General features: G+C 65.3%; 25 protein-coding genes. 14 read left to right on the plus strand and 11 right to left on the minus strand.

Annotated features, from left to right (window positions below; all coding sequences use genetic code 11):
* Positions 1–58 precede the first annotated feature (58 nt).
* Together OU419_RS27440 and OU419_RS27445 are read left to right on the plus strand one after the other, a co-directional pair.
* Positions 59–790, plus strand: coding sequence for an SDR family oxidoreductase (locus OU419_RS27440; protein WP_254475415.1), 732 nt, complete (start codon positions 59–61; stop codon positions 788–790).
* Positions 791–974: 184 nt separating this feature from the next.
* The gene (locus OU419_RS27445) at positions 975–1,565 is read left to right on the plus strand and encodes a 2-hydroxychromene-2-carboxylate isomerase (protein ID WP_254475417.1); all 591 of its coding nucleotides are present in this window, start codon (positions 975–977) and stop codon (positions 1,563–1,565) included.
* 404 nt (positions 1,566–1,969) lie between these two features.
* Here OU419_RS27445 and OU419_RS27450 read toward each other — a convergent pair whose 3' ends face one another.
* The gene (locus OU419_RS27450; RefSeq protein ID WP_254475419.1) at positions 1,970–2,371 is read right to left on the minus strand and encodes a hypothetical protein; all 402 of its coding nucleotides are present in this window, start codon (positions 2,369–2,371) and stop codon (positions 1,970–1,972) included.
* Positions 2,372–2,499: 128 nt separating this feature from the next.
* Here OU419_RS27450 and OU419_RS27455 point away from each other — a divergent pair, with 128 nt between their 5' ends.
* Entirely contained in the window at positions 2,500–3,303 is an 804-nt protein-coding gene (locus tag OU419_RS27455) for an MmyB family transcriptional regulator (protein ID WP_254475420.1), read from the plus strand.
* A gap of 6 nt (positions 3,304–3,309) precedes the next feature.
* Here OU419_RS27455 and OU419_RS27460 read toward each other — a convergent pair whose 3' ends face one another.
* Positions 3,310–3,834, minus strand: coding sequence for an Mpo1 family 2-hydroxy fatty acid dioxygenase (locus OU419_RS27460; protein ID WP_254475422.1), 525 nt, complete (start codon positions 3,832–3,834; stop codon positions 3,310–3,312).
* 73 nt (positions 3,835–3,907) lie between these two features.
* On the opposite strand from OU419_RS27460, the gene OU419_RS27465 reads away from it, so the two are divergent.
* A complete protein-coding gene (locus OU419_RS27465; protein WP_254475424.1) occupies positions 3,908–4,597 on the plus strand; it encodes a Crp/Fnr family transcriptional regulator in 690 nt (229 codons plus the stop codon).
* A 143-nt stretch (positions 4,598–4,740) separates the two neighbouring features.
* A complete protein-coding gene (locus OU419_RS27470; protein ID WP_254475427.1) occupies positions 4,741–5,508 on the plus strand; it encodes a hypothetical protein in 768 nt (255 codons plus the stop codon).
* Between the two features lie 4 nt (positions 5,509–5,512).
* On the opposite strand, the gene ppk2 is transcribed toward OU419_RS27470, so the two are convergent.
* Together ppk2 and OU419_RS27480 are read right to left on the minus strand one after the other, a co-directional pair.
* On the minus strand, positions 5,513–6,406 hold the full coding sequence (ppk2, locus tag OU419_RS27475) for a polyphosphate kinase 2 (RefSeq protein WP_254475566.1): 894 nt from the start codon (positions 6,404–6,406) through the stop codon (positions 5,513–5,515).
* 221 nt (positions 6,407–6,627) lie between these two features.
* Complete coding sequence (locus OU419_RS27480; RefSeq protein WP_254475429.1) at positions 6,628–7,596, minus strand: magnesium transporter CorA family protein; 969 nt, start codon at positions 7,594–7,596, stop codon at positions 6,628–6,630.
* An 86-nt stretch (positions 7,597–7,682) separates the two neighbouring features.
* Between OU419_RS27480 and OU419_RS27485 the strand changes: the two genes are divergently transcribed.
* The 3 genes from OU419_RS27485 to OU419_RS27495 all read left to right on the plus strand — a co-directional run bounded on the left by OU419_RS27485 (position 7,683) and on the right by OU419_RS27495 (position 11,208).
* Complete coding sequence (locus OU419_RS27485; RefSeq protein WP_254475431.1) at positions 7,683–7,958, plus strand: hypothetical protein; 276 nt, start codon at positions 7,683–7,685, stop codon at positions 7,956–7,958.
* A gap of 68 nt (positions 7,959–8,026) precedes the next feature.
* A complete protein-coding gene (locus OU419_RS27490; RefSeq protein WP_254475432.1) occupies positions 8,027–8,263 on the plus strand; it encodes a TIGR02647 family protein in 237 nt (78 codons plus the stop codon).
* Positions 8,264–8,355: 92 nt separating this feature from the next.
* The gene (locus OU419_RS27495) at positions 8,356–11,208 is read left to right on the plus strand and encodes a class I adenylate cyclase (protein ID WP_254475433.1); all 2,853 of its coding nucleotides are present in this window, start codon (positions 8,356–8,358) and stop codon (positions 11,206–11,208) included.
* 43 nt (positions 11,209–11,251) lie between these two features.
* On the opposite strand, the gene rnk is transcribed toward OU419_RS27495, so the two are convergent.
* The 4 genes from rnk to OU419_RS27515 form a co-directional block, all read right to left on the minus strand.
* On the minus strand, positions 11,252–11,659 hold the full coding sequence (rnk, locus tag OU419_RS27500) for a nucleoside diphosphate kinase regulator (protein ID WP_254475434.1): 408 nt from the start codon (positions 11,657–11,659) through the stop codon (positions 11,252–11,254).
* Positions 11,660–11,814: 155 nt separating this feature from the next.
* The gene (locus OU419_RS27505; RefSeq protein WP_254475435.1) at positions 11,815–12,021 is read right to left on the minus strand and encodes a DUF1289 domain-containing protein; all 207 of its coding nucleotides are present in this window, start codon (positions 12,019–12,021) and stop codon (positions 11,815–11,817) included.
* A complete protein-coding gene (gene cyaY, locus OU419_RS27510) occupies positions 11,999–12,334 on the minus strand; it encodes an iron donor protein CyaY (RefSeq protein ID WP_254475436.1) in 336 nt (111 codons plus the stop codon). Before cyaY ends, OU419_RS27505 begins: the two co-directional genes overlap by 23 nt.
* Positions 12,331–13,392, minus strand: coding sequence for an AraC family transcriptional regulator (locus tag OU419_RS27515; protein ID WP_254475437.1), 1,062 nt, complete (start codon positions 13,390–13,392; stop codon positions 12,331–12,333). The genes cyaY and OU419_RS27515 overlap by 4 nt, the downstream gene beginning before the upstream one ends.
* Before the next feature lie 257 nt (positions 13,393–13,649).
* Between OU419_RS27515 and lptM the strand changes: the two genes are divergently transcribed.
* The 6 genes from lptM to OU419_RS27545 all read left to right on the plus strand — a co-directional run bounded on the left by lptM (position 13,650) and on the right by OU419_RS27545 (position 18,397).
* Complete coding sequence (gene lptM / locus OU419_RS27520) at positions 13,650–13,790, plus strand: LPS translocon maturation chaperone LptM (protein WP_254475438.1); 141 nt, start codon at positions 13,650–13,652, stop codon at positions 13,788–13,790.
* Between the two features lie 11 nt (positions 13,791–13,801).
* Positions 13,802–15,049 carry a diaminopimelate decarboxylase gene (gene lysA, locus OU419_RS27525; protein WP_254475440.1) on the plus strand — a complete coding sequence of 416 codons (1,248 nt, stop codon included), beginning with the start codon at positions 13,802–13,804 and terminating at the stop codon, positions 15,047–15,049.
* 13 nt (positions 15,050–15,062) lie between these two features.
* Positions 15,063–15,893 carry a diaminopimelate epimerase gene (gene dapF, locus OU419_RS27530; RefSeq protein WP_254475442.1) on the plus strand — a complete coding sequence of 277 codons (831 nt, stop codon included), beginning with the start codon at positions 15,063–15,065 and terminating at the stop codon, positions 15,891–15,893.
* Positions 15,894–16,027: 134 nt separating this feature from the next.
* The gene (locus OU419_RS27535) at positions 16,028–16,732 is read left to right on the plus strand and encodes a DUF484 family protein (protein ID WP_254475444.1); all 705 of its coding nucleotides are present in this window, start codon (positions 16,028–16,030) and stop codon (positions 16,730–16,732) included.
* Positions 16,733–16,817: 85 nt separating this feature from the next.
* A complete protein-coding gene (gene xerC, locus OU419_RS27540; RefSeq protein WP_254475567.1) occupies positions 16,818–17,708 on the plus strand; it encodes a tyrosine recombinase XerC in 891 nt (296 codons plus the stop codon).
* Positions 17,705–18,397 (plus strand): HAD family hydrolase, encoded by a 693-nt coding sequence (locus OU419_RS27545; protein WP_254475446.1) that lies wholly within the window; start codon positions 17,705–17,707, stop codon positions 18,395–18,397. Before xerC ends, OU419_RS27545 begins: the two co-directional genes overlap by 4 nt.
* A 97-nt stretch (positions 18,398–18,494) precedes the next feature.
* On the opposite strand, the gene sutA is transcribed toward OU419_RS27545, so the two are convergent.
* The 3 genes from sutA to OU419_RS27560 form a co-directional block, all read right to left on the minus strand.
* Positions 18,495–18,821 carry a transcriptional regulator SutA gene (gene sutA, locus OU419_RS27550; protein WP_254475447.1) on the minus strand — a complete coding sequence of 109 codons (327 nt, stop codon included), beginning with the start codon at positions 18,819–18,821 and terminating at the stop codon, positions 18,495–18,497.
* A gap of 77 nt (positions 18,822–18,898) precedes the next feature.
* On the minus strand, positions 18,899–19,324 hold the full coding sequence (locus OU419_RS27555; protein ID WP_254475449.1) for a secondary thiamine-phosphate synthase enzyme YjbQ: 426 nt from the start codon (positions 19,322–19,324) through the stop codon (positions 18,899–18,901).
* Positions 19,325–19,430: 106 nt separating this feature from the next.
* Positions 19,431–20,765 (minus strand): ammonium transporter, encoded by a 1,335-nt coding sequence (locus tag OU419_RS27560; protein ID WP_254475452.1) that lies wholly within the window; start codon positions 20,763–20,765, stop codon positions 19,431–19,433.
* Positions 20,766–20,768 lie beyond the last annotated feature (3 nt).

The raw sequence follows: 20,768 nt of genomic DNA on the forward strand, positions 1-20,768 counted from the left end.
CGGAGAATAGCATAACGTTCGTTTACCTAACGACCGTTTACCAAAGAGGAAAACGAGGATGTCGCAGAACAGGAAAGTCGTGCTGGTGATCGGCGCTGGCGATGCCACCGGCGGCGCGATTGCCCGCCGCTTCGCCCGAGAAGGCTATATCGCCTGCGTTACCCGGCGCTCGGCCGACAAGCTGCAGCCGCTGGTGGACGCCATCCGTGCCGAAGGCGGCGAGGCCCACGGTTTCGCTTCCGACGCGCGCAAGGAAGAGGCGGTGATCGAACTGGTGGAAACCATCGAACGCGACATCGGCCCCATCGAGGCCTTCGTCTTCAACATCGGCGCCAACGTGCCGTGCAGCATCCTCGAAGAAACCGCGCGCAAGTACTTCAAGATCTGGGAAATGGCCTGTTTCTCCGGCTTCCTAACTGGCCGTGAGGTGGCCAAGCGCATGGTCAAGCGCCAGCGCGGCACGATCCTCTTCACTGGCGCCACCGCCGGCCTGCGCGGCGCGTCGGGCTTCGCCGCATTCGCCGGCGCCAAGCACGGCATTCGCGCGCTGGCCCAGAGCATGGCGCGTGAACTCGGCCCGATGGGCCTGCACGTGGCGCACGTGGTGGTGGACGGCGCGATCGACACCGAGTTCATCCGCGACAACTTCCCCGAGCGCTACAAACTCAAGGACCAGGACGGCATCCTCGCCCCTGAGCACATTGCCGACAGCTACTGGTATCTGCATTCACAGCCACGTGATGCCTGGACCTTCGAGCTGGATCTGCGCCCGTGGATCGAGCGCTGGTAAAAATCCGAGGACGACTAGCTGCGCGCCGACCAGGCGTCGCTGGAATCCAGCAAGGACTGCTCGTTTGCCGGCGCTGCCTATCAGAGCAAACGGTACGCGCCCCGCTGAATTCCACCCAGCCTGGCTCCTGCTCGCAAAGTCATATGCCGATTTTGCGAACCTTCAAAAAAAGAGAGAGCCACTCATGAGCAAGAGCGTCGAGTTCTACTTCGATTTCGGCAGCCCGACTTCCTACCTGGCCTACACCCAGCTACCGGCGATCTGCGCCGAAACCGGAGCCGAGCTGGTGTATCGGCCGGTGCTGCTGGGCGGCGTGTTCCAGGCAACCGGCAATTCCTCACCCATCGCCGTCCCAGCCAAGGGTCGCTACACCATGATCGACATCGATCGCTTCGCCCGTCGCTACGGCGTGCCGTTGAAGATGAACCCGCACTTCCCGATCAACACCCTCACCCTGATGCGCGCCGCCACCGGCGTGCAGATGCGCCAGCCGGAGCGCTTCGAGGCACTGCTCGCCTGCGTGTTCAAGGGCATGTGGGTGGATGCGCTGAACCTGGGCGATCCGGCGGTACTCGGGCCGTTGCTGGCCGGGGCGGGCTTCGATCCGCAGGCACTGCTGGCGCTGAGCGCCGATCAGGAAGTGAAGGATGCGCTGAAAGCCAACACCGAGGCGGCGATCAAGCGCGGGATGTTCGGCGCGCCGACCATGTTCGTCGGCAACGACATGTTCTTCGGCCAGGACCGCCTCGACTTCGTCCGCGAAGCCCTGGCGTAACACGGTTCGCATGCGGGAACCGGGCAGCCCCATTCCGCAGAGTTGTCGACAAGCACCAACGTAGGATGGCGTGGAGCACAGCGATACCCATCGACTCCACGCACCGACCGCATGGGTATCGCTACGCTCCACCCATCCTACAAAGCTTCATCGGCGAAGCTCTGGCGTAACACGGTTCGCATGCGGGAACCGGGCAGCCCCATTCCGCAGAGTTGTCGACAAGCACCAACGTAGGATGGCGTGGAGCGTAGCGATACCCATCGATTCCACGCACCGACCGCCTGGGTATCGCTGCGCTCCACCCATCCTGCAAAGCTTCATCGGCGAAGCTCTGGCGTAACGCGGTTCGCAAACAACGTAGGGCGGATAACGCTGATGCGCTATGCGCCCTACGGGTGGTGCCGTCACAAGGCCAGGACAGCCGAGCGGCGCAGGCCGAAGAACTCCAGCTCGGCGAACAGCAGGACCACCAGCGCCTGGCCAATGACGAAGGCGTAGCCCAGAGCGGTCGGCTGCACATAGCCGGTCACCAGCAGGGCGATGCTCTCCAGCACCCACAAGGCGTTCAAGGCTATCACCGCCCAGACGCCGGTGCGCGGCAGTACCGTCTGGTTGCTCATCCAGTAGAGCACCAGCGCCAGCGGCAGCAGCACGATGCCAGCCACCAGCAGCAGGATGAACGGCAGGCCGAACAGTTCGCCAAGCGGTTGCGCAGCCAGGGCCATCAGCAGGCCGATGGCGCCGCCGGCAAGGGCGTCGGCTTTCAGGGTGAGGCGAAGCAGCGGGGAGGATTGCAGCAGAGTCATGGCGAAGCTCCTTCAGGGGGCGCCACCGGCTGGCGGCGTGTGGATGCAGAATCCACCCAGGCCTGATGCGCGTCGATTACCTGCCAGGTAATGGCCGCGGAACCCGCCGCGGTCTATTGTTCGTTCCCATGAACAACCCAGCCCACAACAATCCGGCACAGCCTGTCGGCGCCCTGCTCCGCCAATGGCGCCAGCGCCGCCGACTCAGCCAGCTCGATCTCGCCTGTGACGCGGAAATTTCCACGCGCCACCTGAGCTTTGTCGAAACCGGACGCGCCCTGCCCAGCCGCGAGATGCTCCTGCACCTGGCCGAGCAACTGGACATCCCTCTGCGCGAACGCAACCGCCTGCTCAGCGCCGCCGGTTACGCACCGGTGTATTCGGAGAAGGGCCTGGACGACCCGGCGCTGACCGTGGCGAAGCAGGCCATCGACCAGTTGCTCATGGCCCATGAGCCGAACCCGGCGATGGTGGTGGACCGCCATTGGAATCTGCTGGCGTCCAATCGCACGGTGAATATCTTCCTCATCGGCGTGGCGCCCGAGTTGCTGCAGCCGCCGATAAACGTGCTGCGCATGAGCCTGCACCCCGATGGCCTGGCGCCGCGCATCCTCAACCTCGGGCCGTGGAAGGCGCATGTACTGGAGCGCTTGCAGCGGGACTACGAGGCTAGCGGCGACCCGGCGCTACAGGCATTGCGTGAGGAAGTGGCGGCCTACCCGGCACCGCCTTACGACGAAGCCGCCAGCGGCGACATGGTGCTGATTCCGGTGCAACTACAGACCGAACTCGGCGTGTGCAGCCTGATCGGCACCATCACGGTGTTCGGCACGCCGGTGGACGTGACGCTGTCGGAACTGGCCCTGGAAACCTTCTTCCCGGCCGATCCCGACAGCGCACGCATACTGCGCCAGCTCAACGGCATGGATTGAGCGGACTCAGGCAGTGGCGTTCTTGTCACGGATGCAGGTGGGGCCGGCGCGCTCTTCCACGGCATGGCGCACTTCATCGCGCAGGCCGAGCAGGAAGGCTGCTTCGGCGGCGACGAACAGCGGGCCGACGATCAACCCGGTGAGGTCGTCGATGAACGCCGGCTTGCGGCCTTCGTACCAGTGACCGACGAACTGGATGATCCATCCCACCACGAACAGCCCGATGCCCCAGGCCAGCCAGGACGCCGTGCTGCCGGCGGCGAACAGCGCGCCGCCCCACAACGACAGCGCCAGCAGCGCGGTCATCAGCAGGCCAAAGCGCAAATCCAGGCGCAGATAGAAAATGATCGAGGCGAGCGCCAGCAACGTGGCTGGAGCGATGGTCAGGCCGGCCAGGTCGAAACCCGGGCGCGACAGCAGGGTGGCAATCGACAACACGATCATCGGAATGCCGATGAAGTGGCTGACGATGTTGCGACGGTCACGGTGGTAGGCGGCGTACTGGGCCAGATGGTCGACGAGCGTTTTCATTGTTGTTCTCCCGCAAGGTACTGGCATGATGGCGTTGTGCGCCCTTGCACTCTGTCAGCTAGCCGACAAAGCCATGACCGACGCCAATCCGTATCTGCTCCGCCTCGTCGAGGGCCGCTGGTTCCAGGCCCTCCCGGACAGTCTGCGCCAAGCCCTGTGCGGCGCCGCCGTGGTCCGCCGCCTGCCAGCCGGGCAACGCCTGTTCGCCCGCGGCGATGCCCCCTGTGGGCTGTATTGCGTTGTGGAAGGTGCAATGCGCATCAGCGTGGTCGGCGAAAATGGCAAGGAAGCGCTGCTGGCGCTGGTGGAGCCACCTAACTGGTTCGGCGAGATCTGCCTGTTCGACGGCCAGCCACGCACCCACGACGCCTTCGCCGAGGGCGCCACGACACTGCTCCAGGTGCCCCAGGTTCCATTGCAGGCGATGCTCACCCAGCACCCGGAGTACTGGCGCGACTTCGCCCTGCTGATGAGCCACAAGCTGCGCATTACCTTCGCCGTGCTGGAAGAGCTGTCACTGTTGCCGGCCGCACCGCGCCTGGCGCGGCGGCTGCTGATGATCGCCGAGGGCTACGGCGAGTCGTCCACCTGCAAGCGCGAGCTGCACCTGCCGCAGGAACAACTGGCGGCGATGCTGTCGCTGTCACGGCAGACCACCAACCAGATTCTCAAGGACCTGGAAGCCCAGGGCATCCTCCGGCTCAGCTACGGAGGGATCGAGATCCTCGACCGCGACCGCCTGCGCGATGCCGCGCACGCCTAGGTGTTGAGCCCCACGAATCACTCTTTCGGATGGTTGCAGTAGCGGCGATCAGCGCTAGCCTTGGGATAGCCGTGGATCTGGCGCCAGAAAACCACAACCCGGCGCGCCGAGCGGCACACAATAACAATAAGGAACCTCCCGCCATGCTCCGGACACTCGATGTGCTTCGTGGTCTCCTGCTGTGCTATCTCGGCCTTTTCGCCCTCTGTGCGCAGGCCAGCCTGCCCAGCGATGAGCTGCAACTGCAGACCATGCAGGTGTATACCTGCCGATCGATCAACAGCCTGCTCCTGCTGCGCGGCGAAGGCTTCCAGGAAAACCACGCCGCCCAGTTGGAAAAGGACCTGGCCACCCTGGACAGCACGCTCAAGAGCTATGCCAGATCCGATACCGACCTGAAGAAGGCGCATGCGGAATTCGTTACCCAGATTCGCAATGGCGTTTCCTACGGCCCCAAGGAAGAGGACCTGCCCTGGCGCTACAACCAGGACCTCAGCCGGGCGCTGCGTGACCTGCTGAACCAGATCGAGCGTTTCGTCCCGGCCAGCGCCAATGCCGGTCAGGTCCCGCTGTGGGAGCTGCCGGTACGGGTCGAGTTCCTCGCCACCCAGTATCTGGGCCGCGCCTACATGAGCGGGCTGGAGATATCCCGGGAACAACCCCAGGAGTACCTGGGGCAGGACGAGAGCGTGCTGGTTCCGCTGTTGTCGCAACGCATCGAGCAACTGCCGGATGGCGACACGACCAAGAAGTTGCAGACGCGCTGGGATTATCTGAGCAAGGCGCTGCTGGACATGAACAGCAAGAGCAATGCCCTGGTCAGCGCCTCGGGCCGCCCGTGGGCGCCGATCATCGTCGAGCGCAACGCCCGCGCGGTCTCAGGGCAACTGATGCAGATCAGCCAGCAGTAGCGGCTCAGGCCGAAGCGGGCACCTCGCGCTCGGTCGCCGGCATCGTCGGCAGCGGCCGCTCCAGCTCATCGCAGTCCAGCTCGGCGGCGCGGCCAACCAGGAGCTCGTCCGGCGCGCGGGCTATCTTCAGATCCTTGCCGGGGTAGTCCAGCGAGTGCAGGAAGTGCCGCAGGCAATTGAGCCGCGCACGCTTCTTGTCGTCGGACTTGACCACAACCCAGGGCGCGTCTGCGGTGTCGGTGTGGAAGAACATCGCTTCCTTGGCCTGGGTGTAGTCGTCCCAGCGATCCAGCGACTGGATATCGATGGGCGACAGCTTCCAGTGCTTGAGCGGGTCGTCGCGGCGCGATACGAAGCGCCGCAATTGCTCCTCGCGGCTTACCGAGAACCAGTACTTGAACAGGTGGATGCCATTGCGCACCAGCATGCGCTCCAGGTCCGGCGTCTGCTGCATGAACTCCAGGTACTGGCGCGGCGTGCAGAAGCCCATCACGCGCTCTACCCCCGCACGGTTGTACCAGGAACGGTCGAGGAAGACGATTTCACCCGCGGTCGGTAGATGCTGGATGTAACGCTGGAAGTACCATTGCCCGCGTTCGGCATCGCTGGGCTTCTCCAGCGCCACCACTCGCGCGCCGCGCGGGTTGAGGTGCTCGGTAAAGCGCTTGATGGTGCCGCCCTTGCCGGCCGCATCGCGCCCTTCGAAGAGCACGACGATGCGTTGTCCGGTCTCCTTCACCCAGTTCTGCACCTTGAGCAGCTCGACCTGCAGCTTGGCTTTCTGCACCTCGTACTCCCTGCGCTGCATGCGCTTGCGGTACGGGTAGCTGGCGGGCAGGTCGGCAGAGGTGGAATCCTCGTTGCTGCCGCGCGGCGCCATCGCAACGGTGAGCGCCACCGGGCCGTGGCTCTGGGAGCGAATCTCCTCGCCGCCACCGGTAGGGGCCGCGATGGATCCTGCGGGCAGGGTCTTGGGGTCGTTCTGGGGCATGGTCTCCTCCTGTGAGACGGAATGGGTTGGCCGGATATCCTGTCCACTTTGCTCACCGTCGCGGCGACTCCCCTTGACCGACATCAATCCCGGCGGGGGAGCTGCCCGTCATGTGCCGCGAGCATGCCTCACAGCCAGCCTTTGTACTTGAACCAGTAGTACGGAATGATCGCCGAGATGACCATCGCCACCAGCGCCATCGGGTAGCCCGCCAGCCAGGCAAGCTCGGGCATGTGCTCGAAGTTCATGCCATACACGGTGCCCACCAGGGTCGGCGGCAGGAACAGCACGGCGGCGATGGAGAACACCTTGATGATGCTGTTCTGCTCGATGTTGATCAGGCCCAGCGTGGCATCGAGCAGGAAAGTGATTTCGCCGGACATCTTCGACTGGTACTCGCTGAGCGAGCGCACGTCGCGCTCCACCGACTTCATGCCCAGCTTCACTTCGTCGCTGATCCAGCCGTTGTTGCCCTGGCGGAAGTACGCCAGCGGCCGGCTGATGCTCAGGAGGCTCTCGTTGAGCTTGGACAGCAGGGAGTTGCTGCGCCCCAGTTGCTTGACGATCCCCTGCAGGTCGGCCTTGCCCCCCTTGGCCCCGCCCTCGTGGAAGATGCCGTTGGAGAGTGTGTCGAGCTGCTTCTGCACGGTTTCCAGAACATCGGCGATGCGATCCACCACGCTGTCCATCAGCGAGACGAACAACTGGTCGCTGGCTCCCTCGCAGCCGCCGCGCTGGGTGCGGGCCTCGAAGGTGCGGAAGGCCAGCAGGTCGGTATAGCGCACCGTCACCAGCCAGTGCGGGGTCAGCACGCAGGTGACTTCCGAGGTGCTCGGCTTGTGCTCGCGGATGCCTCCGACCACGGTGGTGGTCATGTACAGCGCGCCCTTGCTCTCGTAGAAGCGCGAGGAATCCTCGATCTCGGCCATCTCCTCCTGGGTCGGCACATCCACCGCGATGATCGACTCCAGTAGCTGCTCCTCCTCGGCGGTGGGCTGGAACAGGTCGATCCACAGGGTGTCCTTGGGCATGCCGTGGCATTCGTTGCCGTTGTGGCGCACCAGGCGGTCGCCGACGAGGGTGTAATAGGTGATCATGTCGCCCGACAATCCTTCCAAGCCTGAGGTTGACCGCAGGTTGGCCAACTTCCCGCTGCTTCACAAGCCCATCGGAGAGCAATGCGATGTCCGAACAAGAAGATGGCGAAGAGTCCTTCGCCGAGGAAACCCTGATCCAGGCCATCGAGAACCAGATCGAGAGCGAAAGCCCGCCCGCTGCCCGCGCGGTGTTCAACAAGCTTACGCTGGTCGGCTACGAACGCGAGGACGCCCTGCATCTGATGGCGCTGGTGCTGGCCCATGAGATCGAGGCGATGCTGGCTCAAGACCGCGCCTTCGACGGCCAATGGTACGAGCAGGCTCTGCGCGCGCTGCCCACCCTGCCCGACGAAGACGACTGAGAGGGCTTGCCGGGGCGTCCCGCGATGTGGCTACACTGGAGCCTCACTGGACCATCAGGAGTTGGTGTATGGCCTTCACAGAAGAAATGGTTGCGGAACTGGATCTACTGGCGCTCTACGACCTGGAGAACAGCCAGGCTGGCTTGAAAGTCCACCATGACGCCTCGAAGGAGGCCGTCGCCGCCGCCGAGCGGCTTCACGCCAAGGGGCTCATCGACAAACCCGATGGCGGCTACCTGACCAGCCTCGGCCTCGACGCCGCCGAGCACGCCCAGGTACTGCTGGGCATCCTGCGCTCCTCCTGACCTCAAGACTTGCCGCCGACGGGCGATAACCTGGCAACTCTCCGTGCGCCGCACTCCACGAGGCGGCGCCGCTGGCCAGACAGCAGTACGCCATGACGCTCATCCACGAGATCCGCCCGGACATCGACGACGGCATCGACCGCAAGGTGCTGGCACAACTGCGCCAGCGCTTCCTCAAGATCAACGCCGGCCGCCTGCAACGCGCCAGCGAAGCGCTGTCCAGCCGTCAGCAACTGGTGCTGCGGCTGCTTCCGCTGCTGTTCGACGTCAATCATCCACTGTTGCCCGGCTATGTCTCCGCCTCCACCCCCGCCGGCCTCTCCGGCTTCGTTCCGGACGACGACATCCTCGCCGAAGCCCAGCGCCTCACACGATCCTTCAGCTACAAGACGCGCCGCGGCAATCCGCCGCTGCCGATCCACGGACTGTTCCTGATGGGCAGCCTGGGAACCGTCGCGCAGGCCGAGCAAAGCGACCTCGACCTGTGGGTCTGCCATGCCTCCGAGCTGTCCGCCCCGGAGCTGGGCGAGCTGCGCCGCAAGTGCGACCTGCTGGAGCAATGGGCCGCCACCCAGGGTACGGAGGTGCACTGCTTCCTCGTCGAGCCACAGCGTTTCACCCAGGGCGCCCGCGAGGCGCGGCTGACCTCCGACGACTGCGGCACCAGCCAGCACTACCTGCTGCTCGACGAGTTCTACCGCACGGCGATCTGGCTTGGCGGACGCACCCCACTATGGTGGCTGGTGCCGGTCTATGAGGAAGGGCGTTACGCCGAGTACTGCCAGACCCTGCTGAACAAGCGCTTCATCCGCGCCGACGAAGTCCTCGACCTCGGGCACCTCGCGCACATTCCGCCGGGCGAGTTCATCGGCGCCGGCATGTGGCAGTTGTTCAAGGGCATCGAATCGCCCTATAAATCCGTGCTCAAGCTGCTGCTCACCGAGGTCTACGCCAGCGAGCATCCGCAGGTGGCTTGCCTGAGCCTGCGCTACAAGCAGGCCATCTATGCCGGCCGCCTCGACCTCGAAGAACTCGACCCCTACGTGATGCTCTACCGTCGCCTCGAAGAATACCTGGTGGCGCGCGGCGAGCAGGAACGCCTGGAACTGATCCGCCGCTGCCTGTACCTGAAGGTCGGCAAGAAGCTAGGCCGCCCGCCGCGCCAGGGCCGCAAGAGCTGGCAGCGCAAGGTGATGGAGCGCCTGTCCGCCGAGTGGAAATGGGACAGCCGCGCCTTCGGCCTGCTCGACAGCCGCAGCCAGTGGAAAGTCCGCCAGGTGCTGCTGGAGCGCCGCGCACTGGTCAACGAGCTGACCCACAGCTATCGCTTCCTTTCCCAGTTCGCTCGCCTGCAACAAGCCGCCAGCGGTATCAACCCGAGGGACCTGGGCATCCTCGGCCGACGCCTTTACGCCGCGTTCGAACGCAAGGCGGGCAAGGTGGAATTCATCAACCCGGGCATCGCCCCGGACATGGCCGAAGACATCCTCACCCTCGCCCACCTGCCTGCCGGAGAAGCAGGCAAACCGCCCTACTGGGCACTGTTCGCCGGCAACCTGTCGCTGCAGGAAATGGCTGATTTCGCGCCACTGCGCCGCGCCCGCGACCTGATGGAACTGCTCGCCTGGAGCCACCGCAACGGCGTGATCGACACCAGCACGCGGCTGTCGCTGCAACCCGGCGCCAGCGACCTGAGCGAATTCGAACTGCAGAACCTGCTCGGCTGCCTGCAACAGGCCTTCCCGCTGCCGCTGGCGGAAGTGCCGGAAAGCGCCCTGCTGCGCAGCAGTGTGCCGTCGCAGGCGTTGATCCTGGTGAACGTCGGCATCGATCCGTTACGCCAGCACAGCCAGATGAACGTGCACATGACCACCGAGCGCACCGACTCCCTCGGCTACTCCGGCGTACGCGACAATCTGGTGCTGACCCTCGACCAGATCACCCTGAACAGTTGGAACGAACTGCTGGTCAGCCGCTTCGCCGGGCCGCACGCGCTGCTCGACTGCCTGCGCGAATTCCTCAACGGCCTGCCCGGTGACGCGCCACCGCCACGCCTGGTGGTACGCTGCTACTGCCGTAACCGCGCCAACGCCATCGCGCAGCGCGTGGAAGAACTGTTCCGCGATGCCTACGCACAGCTCGCCAGCGGGCGCGGCGGGCGCTACCTGTTACAGGTGCGCCGGCACTTCCACTTGCTGCACCTGCTGCCGGGCAACGTCAGCCACCGGGTGATCGAGGGTTTGCCGGCGCTGATCGAGCATCTGGGCGACACCCAGGACGACAGCGGCGTACTGCAACTGGATCGGCATGCGCTCGAAGGCGACGATCTCGCCATGATCCTGCCGCTGGGCCGCGCCAATACCGTGCAAGTGTTCTACCGCCTGGACGAGGGCAGCGCGGAAGTCACCGTCCTCGACGAGCGCAACGCACTCTGGCGCCGACGCCAGGACTACGACAGCGAGGAAGGCCTGCTGCTGCCGCTGCAACGCTTCCTGCAATCGGTGCAGTACCGCCGCAACGCCATGATCCCGCTGCTGCTCGAAGCCCAGGGGCCGGTCGGGGCGGACATTCTCTTCTACGAAGTGATCGGCAACGGGCACCAGCGCGCGCAACGCGTCGAACGGCGCAACGCGCCACAGGCGCTGGAAGCACTGCCTTACTACAACGTGCAGGCGATCGTCGAACCTGGCGACGGCCAACGCGCGCGCACCACGCTGTACTGCAACCATCGCGAATTCTCGGAGCTGGAGTTCGGCGCCGAGCTGTTCCAGGCGGCAGCCCGGCATATCCTCGACCGGCGGCGCGGCCAGGAGCGCTATCCGTGCTACATCACCGACCTCGACCTATCGGCAATGCAGGAGGGCGGCGAACTGCAGACGGTGCATTTCCTGCGTTACAAGCAAAGCCTTGAGCAGGCTCTGAACCGGGCGCTGGCCGAGGCCTGAAGGGCTTCGGCGCGATACGCCCGGCGGCGGGTCCGCGAGGGGATCAGCGATCGAAGTCGCCGGCCGCCTCGGGCTGGTATTCCACTTCCAGCAGCGTCAGCTTGAGGGTCTTTCCGCTCGGCGCCGGCCAGTCGATGCTCTGGCCAGTGGTAAGGCCGAGCAGCGCAGTGCCCACCGGAGCGAGGACCGACACCTTGCCTTCGCCACCGAGGTCCGCCGGGTAAACCAGCGTCAGGTGGTATTCCTTGCCGCTGCCTTCCTCGCGGCAGCGCACGGTGGAGTTCATCGTGACCACGCCCGGCGGTATCTCGTCGTGGCCGACAACCGTGGCACGGGCCAGTTCGGCCTCCAGCGCCTCGGCAGCGGGGCCGTACTCATCCAGGCTGTCGAGCAGGCGCTCCAGACGTTGCAGGTCGAGTCGAGTAACGGTGATGGACGGTGAAGTGGTCATGATGGTTGGCAGTCTCCTTACAGGAGAGCCCCGGAAGCTCACGCATCCGGGGCCCTGATTTGTTCGATCGGAATATCCAGAAAAGCAAAACCCCGCCCTAGGGCGGGGTTTTCCCGGACACTAACACAGTACAGAAAATAAGCAATACCGCCCGGTCAAGGCGCAGGTGACCGCTTGTTTCTGCGCTGTGCGGCGTCCGCGATTATCCGCCTGCGCCGCTCGCCGTCAGCCTCGTTCCATTCGAGAATCTCGCCCAGGCTGCGGCCGCAGCCCAGGCAGACATCGCCCTCGTCCAGGCAGCAACGCCGGCAGCAGGGCGACGCTACGCTCGCCTGCGGATCAGACGCCGGGGAACTCGACATCCTCGCCCGCCTGTTCCAGGGTGGCACGGTTGAGCAGCGCGCCCAGCGGCTCGCGGGTGCTGTCGCAGATCCACAGCGCACCGGATTCGTCGTAGTCGAAGTGGAAGCCGCCGGAGCGCGCCGCCACCCACAACTGGCGCAGGGCCGGCTGGCGACTGAGGATCAACTGGGTACCGTTCTCGAAACGCACAGTCAGCACGCCGCCGGAGTTCTCCAGGTCGACATCCAGATCGCTGTCGTCGAAGGCGTCCTCCACCGTTACCTGTACGGCATCCACCAGATCATGGAAGCGGGCTTCGCTCAAAGTGCTCATTCGTCGTCCTCGGTGTCGGTCAAAGGCGCCAGTTTACGCCGGTATTGGCCCAGACTCTGCCCCGTCCAGCGGCGGAATGCCCGCGACAACGAGCCGGCCTCGCTGAAACCCAGCAAGTAGGCGAGATCGGCGGAGTCCAGCGCGGGGTCGCGCAGGTAGTGCAGCACCAGTTGCTGGCGGGTTTCGTCCACCAGTTGGCTGAAGGAGAGGCCGGTGTCGCGCAAGCGGCGCTGCAGGGTTCTCGGGCTCAGCGCAAGGGCCTGCGCCAGACGTTCGAGATCGACGCCCTGTTCCGGCAACTGGCGCGCCAGCTCCAGGCGTGCGCGGTCGAGCACGTTGTCGCCCTTGTTGATTTCCACCAGCAGGCGCTCGGCGTAGGCATCGAGCGTTCGCTGTACCTGGGCATCGGCCTGGCCCAGCGGCAGGGACAGCAGGCGCTTCGGGAAAACCAGGGCGTTGTCCGGCTGATCGAACAGCACCGGGCAACGGAAGATGCGCTGGTGCTCGCGGGTGTCTGCCGGCGCACTGTGGCTGAAACGCACCTCGAACGGCGCTTCGTCCACGCCGCTGACCCAATGCCCGAAACTGACCCAGCCGGCCAGCGTTTCCTCGCTCAGCTGCCTCTGCTGTTGTGGCAGCAGCGGCTCCCAACTGTGCCTGACCAGCGGCTCGCACTCCTCACGCGGCGGCTCGTCGGCCAGCTCGACGCGACCGAGGTTGCCCACCAGCGCGGCGTATCGGGCCTGGCGATGCAAGGCGTCGGAGAGGGTCGCGCAACTCATGATCAGATAGCCCAGCACACCGTAGTAACCGGGGCGCACGGCTTCGCCGAGGTGCAGCCCGAGGTTGTCGTCGCCGCTCATCCGCACGCCGGCACCAACCAGTTCCAGATAGGCACTGGCGGCGATGCGCTGATCGCGCTGGGCGAGGATCGACGGCTCCAGTTGGACCTGCGCCAGCAACCGCGCAGGATCGACGCCCAGACGCTGCAGGTGGTCCACCAGACCTTGCAGATAGGCCACCGACACCGAACTGGGCAGGGGTTCGCGATACTCCATCGGATCATCCGTTTTTGGCCAATGATAGGGGTTGCCGGTGTTTCGGCGCGAGCCGCGCCGCAACGCCGGAACCCGTCAGCCCGGCACTGCCGGTAGCTCGCTGGCGGCGCCGCCTGGAGGTGGCTGCCGCGAACCGGGCGAAAATCCGCCGGACCCGGCCTGCAAGCCCCGCCCGACGGGAGCCCGCTTGAATAGGCAAGGCGGCGGGGGGCCGGTATACTCCGGGCCAATCGATGCTTTATTACAAGGATTCCGCCATGAAGCGACTGCTGCTTCCCTTCGTCGCGCTCGCCGTGCTTGCCGCCGCACTGGCCGGCTGCGGCCAGAAAGGACCGCTGTACCTGCCGGACGACGAGAAAGCCAAGAGCGAACACAGCAAGGACCGCTACGGTCTCTGAGGGAAGGTCCGATGGACGCTTTCAACGTCCGCGACGGGCAACTGTTCGCGGAAGACGTGTCGTTGTCGGCCATCGCCGAACGTTTCGGCACGCCGACCTACGTCTATTCCCGCGCTCATCTCGAACAGCAATATCACGCCTACGCCGATGCCCTGGCAGGCGTGCCGCATCTGATTTGCTTCGCGGTCAAGGCCAACTCCAACCTGGCCGTGCTGAACGTACTGGCACGCAAGGGTGCCGGTTTCGACATCGTTTCCCGTGGGGAGCTCGAACGTGTGCTGGCCGCCGGCGGCGACGCGTCGAAAGTCGTATTCTCCGGCGTCGGCAAGACCCGCGACGACATGCGCCGCGCGCTGGAAGTCGGGGTGCACTGCTTCAACGTCGAATCCGAGGTCGAGCTGGAGCGCCTGCAGCAGGTCGCGGCTGAGCTGGGCGTGAAGGCGCCGGTGTCCCTGCGGGTCAACCCGGATGTGGATGCGCATACCCACCCCTACATTGCCACCGGCCTCAAGGAAAACAAGTTCGGCATCGCCATCGACGTCGCCGAGGCGGTCTATGCCCGCGCCGCGCAACTGCCGAACCTGGACGTGATCGGCGTCGATTGCCACATCGGCTCGCAACTGACCAGCCTGGAACCCTTCCTCGACGCCCTCGACCGCCTGCTGGCACTGGTGGATCGCCTCGCCGCGCGCGGCATCGCCATCGGCCATCTCGACCTGGGCGGCGGGCTCGGCGTGCGCTACCGTGACGAAACACCGCCGACGCCGGGCGAATACATCCGTGCGATCCGCGAGCGCCTGGGCAACCGCCCGCTGGCGCTGGTGTTCGAGCCGGGCCGCAATATCGCCGCCAACGCCGGCGTACTGCTGACCCGCGTCGAGTACCTCAAGCACACCGAACAGAAAGACTTCGCCATCGTCGATGCGGCGATGAACGACCTGATCCGCCCGGCGCTCTACCAGGCCTGGATGGACATCACTCCGGTCGCAGCCCGCAACGGCGAAACGCGCACCTATGACCTGGTCGGACCAATCTGCGAAACCGGCGACTTCCTCGCCAGGGGTCGTGAGCTGGCCCTGGCCGAAGGTGACCTGCTGGCCGTTCGCTCGGCCGGCGCCTATGGTTTCGTGATGAGTTCCAACTACAACACCCGGGGCCGCGCCGCCGAGGTGCTGGTGGATGGCTCGGCCGCGCACGAAGTGCGTCGCCGCGAGACGATCGAAGAGCTATTCGCCGGCGAAAGCCTGCTGCCGGACTGAGGCCGAGACAACGATGCTTCTGCGCTTTACCAAGATGCATGGGCTGGGCAATGACTTCATGGTCCTGGACCTGGTCAGCCAGCACGCCCATGTGCAACCCCGCCACGTCAAACAGTGGGGCGACCGCAATTTCGGCGTCGGCTTCGATCAGCTGCTGATCGTCGAACCGCCGAGCACGCCGGAGGCGGACTTCCGCTACCGCATCTTCAACTGCGACGGCACCGAGGTCGAACAGTGCGGCAACGGCGCGCGCTGCTTCGCCCGTTTCGTGGTGGACAAGCGCCTGACCGCGAAGAAGACCATCCGCGTGGAAACCAAGGGTGGAATGATCGAGCTGACCATCGCCAACGATGGCCAGGTCACCGTCGACATGGGCGCGCCGCGCCTGCTCCCCGATCAGGTGCCGTTCCTGGCCGACCACGAAGCGCTGAGCTACGCCGTCGATGTGGATGGCCAGAGTTTCGAGCTGGCGGCGATCTCGATGGGCAACCCGCACGGCGTACTGCGCGTCGAGGATGTCGACAGCGCCCCCGTACGCACCCTCGGCCCGAAACTGGAAGTCCATGAACGTTTCCCGCAGAAGGCCAACATCGGCTTCCTGCAGGTGGTCAACCCGCATCAGGCGCGGCTGCGTGTGTGGGAACGCGGCGTTGGCGAGACCCTCGCCTGCGGCACCGGCGCCTGCGCGGCGGCGGTCGCGGGCATCCGCCAGGGCTGGCTGCAGTCTCCTGTACAGATCGAGCTTCCCGGCGGACGGTTGTCCATCGAGTGGGCAGGACCGGGTCAGCCCGTTATGATGACCGGGCCGGCCGTGCGGGTCTTCGAAGGCCAGGTACGCCTGTAGCGGCACTTTCCACATCTTGCCGGGCCCAGGCGGGAACGGACGGGAATGTGCCGTTCACGAAAGGTAAATGAGCATTGAGCCTATTCCCAGCCCCGCACCACCGGGCATGGGAAAGGCGCTGAACCGGGACGCTTATGACCACCGACACCCCCCAGGAACCGACCGTTACGCTCGAAGCCGACCAGGTCGCCGACTATCTGCGTCGGCACCCGGAGTTCTTCGTCGACCATGACGAGCTGATCCCTGAGATGCGTATCCCGCACCAGCCGGGCGACGCGGTATCGCTGGTGGAGCGCCAGGTACGCCTGCTGCGCGAGCGCAACATCGAGATGCGCCACCGTCTGTCGCAACTGATGGACGTAGCCCGCGACAACGACCGCCTGTTCGACAAGACCCGCCGCCTGGTGCTCGACCTGCTCGACGCCACCAGCCTGGAAGAGATCGTCAGCACGGCGGAAGACAGCCTGCGCCACGAGTTCATGGTGCCCTACGTCAGCCTGATCCTGTTCAGCGACAACAACCTGCCAGTCGGTCGCTCGGTGAGCAGCGCCGAGGCGCACCAGGCCATCGGTGGCCTGCTGTCCGGCGGCAAGACCGTGTGCGGCGTGCTGCGCCCCCACGAGCTGACGTTCCTGTTCAACGAAAGTGAGCGCGAACAGGTCGGCTCGGCCGCCGTGGTGCCGCTGACCTTCCAGGGCCTGCACGGCGTGCTGGCGATCGGCAGCCCCGATCCGCAGCACTACAAGAGCTCGCTGGGCACCCTGTTCCTCGGCTACATCGCCGAGGTCCTCGCGCGGGTTCTGCCGCGTTTCGCCACGCCACTGCGCTCGGTACGCTGACAGTCGCCCAACGCGGTAAGCTGCAGTCCGGGCCGATTGACTGGGAGCTGGTCGCTTGACGCTTGCCACAGACCTGGACGCCTACATGGAGCACCTGCGCAGCGAGCGCCAGGTCTCCGTTCACACCCTCGACGGCTATCGCCGCGACCTTGACCGCCTTGCCGGTCTCTGCGAGAAGTCCTCGATCGATGACTGGGCACAACTGCAGGTGCGCGAACTGCGCCTGTTCGTCGCCCGCCTGCACCAGCAGGGTCTTGCCAGCCGCAGCCTGGCCCGGCTGCTGTCGGCCACCCGCGGCCTGTTCCAGTACCTGATCCGCGAGGGCCGCTGCCGGCACAACCCCGCCGACGGTCTGTCGGCACCCAAGGGCGCCCGCAAGCTGCCGCGCACACTGGATGCCGACCGCACCTCGCAACTGCTCGACGGCGGCGTGGAAGACGACTTCATCGCCCGTCGCGACCAGGCCATGCTGGAGCTGTTCTACTCCTCGGGGCTGCGCCTGTCGGAGTTGGTCGGCCTCGACCTGGAATGGCTCGACCTCAAGGACGGCCTGGTGCGCGTGCACGGCAAGGGCAACAAGGTGCGCGAACTGCCGGTCGGCCGCGTGGCGCGGCAGGCCATCGAGGCCTGGCTACCGCTACGCGCGCTCGCCTCGCCGCAGGACAGCGCAGTGTTCATCGGCCGCAGCGGCAAGCGCCTGACACCGCGCGCCATCCAGCTCAGGGTGCGGGAAGCGGGCGTGCGCGAGCTGGGCCAGCACCTGCACCCACACATGTTGCGGCACTCCTTCGCCAGCCACATGCTGGAGTCGTCGCAGGACCTGCGCGCCGTGCAGGAGTTGCTCGGCCATGCGGACATCGCTACCACGCAGATCTACACCCACCTGGATTTCCAACACCTCGCCACGGTCTACGACCAGGCCCATCCACGGGCACGCAGGCAGAAGAACGGCGGCGAGCCGGGAGCTGAAGAATGAGTATCCGTCTGGTCACTTTCGACCTCGATGACACGCTGTGGGACGTCACGCCAGTGATGAACAGCGCGGAAGCGACATTGCGCGACTGGCTGGCGGTGAATGCCGCGCAACTCGGTCCGGTACCCATCGAGCGTCTGTGGGCGATCCGCTCGCAATTGATGGAGCAGGACCCGATGCTCAAGCATCGCCTGAGCGAACTGCGCCGCCGTATCCTGTTCCACGCACTACTCGACGCAGGTTATCCGCAGGGCGAGGCCAGAGACATCGCCGAAGCCGGCTTCCAGACATTTCTCCACGCACGCCACCAAGTCGCCCTGTTCCCCGAGGTGCATCCAACGCTGGAGCAGCTGGCCAACCGCTTCATCCTGGGCGTACTCACCAACGGTAATGCCGATGTGCGCCGCCTGGGCCTGGCCGACTACTTCCGCTTCGCCCTCTGCGCGGAGGAACTGGGCGTCGGCAAGCCCGACCCGCATCCGTTCCAGGAAGCCCTACGCCGTGGAGGCGTAGAGGCGGAGCATGCGGTACATATCGGCGACCACCCCAGCGACGACGTCGCCGGCGCGCGGCGCGCCGGCATGAAGGCTGTCTGGTTCAACCCCAGCCGTAAGGAATGGGACGGCGAGGAAGCGCCCAGCGCGATCATCCACAACCTGGCGGAGCTTCCAGGAGTGCTGGCCAGGCTGTGAGGCACCCACTCCATCGCCATGAGACGGTGGAGAACGGACAGGCATGAAAAAGCCCCGCCACTCCCTCCCGGGAATGGCGGGGCTTTTTCATGTCACATCAGATGGGGCGGCTGCCGTACTTGCTGTCCGGCTTCTTCGGCGGATCGGCGACCACATTGGGTTCGATCTCCTGCACCTTGCCGCCGCGACTGAGGAAATCCTCCATCGCCTTGGCCAAGGCATCACGCTCCTTCTGCTTGGCTTCGATCGAGGGCAGTTCCTCTTCCTCTACCGCGGCCTTGGCTTTCTTGCCACCGCCGGAAGAAGAAGGGGCTTCATCCCCATCGCTGCCATCGGCTTCGCCGTCATCGGCCGCAGCGAGCTCCTCGCCGTCGTCCTCGTCGCCGCCATCCAGCTCATCCTGTTCCAGTTCTTCGTCGCTCATTGTTCAACCTCATGGTGCTGCAAAGCAGGTTAGTTATAGCCCAGCTGCGCACTTTGACGAACGCTGCCGGAAAAAATTCATACAAGCTCGCCCTGCCAGGTCGCCAACACTCTGCGCGGGCCGCCGTGGTCACGGTGCTCGCCGAGATAGATACCCTGCCAGGTGCCCATTGCCAAGTGGCCATTCTGGATCGGCAGTGTCAGTTGGCAGCCCAGCAGGCTGGCCTTGAAGTGCGCCGGCAAATCGTCGGGGCCTTCGTAATCGTGTTCATAGCCGCCCTCGTCCTGCGGCACCAGGCGATTGAAAAATCGCTCGAAGTCGCGGCGTACCGAGGGGTCGGCATTTTCGTTCACCGTCAGCGATGCCGAGGTGTGCTGCAACAGCAGATGCAACAGGCCCACGCGACACGCTGCCAGTTCCGGCAGCGCCGCCAGTAGCTCGTCGGTGATCAGGTGAAAGCCTCGCGAACGAGGGCGCAGGGTAATGACCCTCTGCTGCCACATGGCGTTCTCGCCTCCGAGTCGGACGGTGATGCGCGCGCATTCTAGCGTGGCGTACGAAAAAACAAAGGGCGCCCGAGGGCGCCCTTCGTCGAACTTGCGCGAACGTTTACAGGTTGTAGCCACGCTCGTTGTGCAGGGAGAGGTCCAGACCCACGGTTTCCTCTTCCTCGGTGACGCGCAGCCCCATGACCAGATCCAGGACCTTGAGGATCACGAAGCTGACGATACCGGTGTAGACGATGGTGAAGGCCACACCCTTGAACTGGGTGAACAACTGGGCGCCGATGTCGGTCACGGTACCGAAGCCGCCCAGGGCCGGAGCCGCGAACACGCCGGTCAGCAGTGCGCCGACGATACCGCCGACGGCATGCACGCCGAAGGCGTCCAGGGAGTCGTCGTAGCCCACGGCACGCTTGAGGCTGGTGGCGGCAAAGAAGCAGATCACACCCGCCGCCAGGCCGATCACGATGGCGCCCATCGGGCCGCAGGTACCGGCGGCCGGGGTGATAGCGACCAGACCGGCAACCACGCCGGAAGCGATGCCCAGGGCGCTCGGCTTACCGTGGGTGATCCACTCGGCGAACATCCAGCCCAGAGCGGCGGCGGCGGTGGCGATCTGGGTGACCAGCATGGCCATGCCGGCAGTGCCGTTGGCGGCGGCGGCGGAACCGGCGTTGAAGCCGAACCAGCCGATCCACAGCAGCGCCGCGCCGATCAGGGTGTAACCCAGGTTGTGCGGCGCCATTGCGGCGGTCGGGTAGCCCTTGCGCTTGCCCAGAACCAGGCAGGCGACCAGGCCGGCAATACCTGCGTTGATGTGCACCACGGTGCCGCCGGCGAAGTCCAGCACGCCCCAGTCCCACATCAGGCCGCCGTCGCCGCTCCACACCATATGGGCGATCGGCGCGTAGACCAGGGTGAACCACAGGGCGGTGAAGATCAGCATGGCGGAAAACTTCATGCGCTCGGCGAAGGCGCCGACGATCAGGGCCGGCGTGATGATCGCGAAGGTCATCTGGAACATCACGAAGACGCTCTCGGGGAACAGCGCGGCAGCGGACGTCAGGCCAGTGCTGGTCAGGCCGCTGAGGAACGCCTTGTCCAGACCGCCAACGAAGGACGCGAAGTTGACCACGCCCTTTTCCATGCCGACGGTATCGAAGGCCAGGCTGTAGCCGTAGACAACCCAGAGGATGCTGATCAGCGCGGTGATCGCGAAGCACTGCATCATGATCGACAGCACGTTCTTGGCACGCACCATACCGCCGTAGAAGAGTGCTAGGCCAGGGATGGTCATCAGCAGCACAAGCGCGCTGGAAATCAGCATCCAGGCGGTGTCACCGCTGTTCAGGACGGGGGCCGCGGCCTCATCGGCCAGTGTCAGTCCGGGCATTGCGAGAGGCAATAGGGCGCCTAGCCCTGCGTATCTGCGCAGAGTCATTGT

Source organism: Pseudomonas triclosanedens, from assembly GCF_026686735.1.
In the GTDB taxonomy this organism is placed as follows: domain Bacteria; phylum Pseudomonadota; class Gammaproteobacteria; order Pseudomonadales; family Pseudomonadaceae; genus Pseudomonas; species Pseudomonas triclosanedens.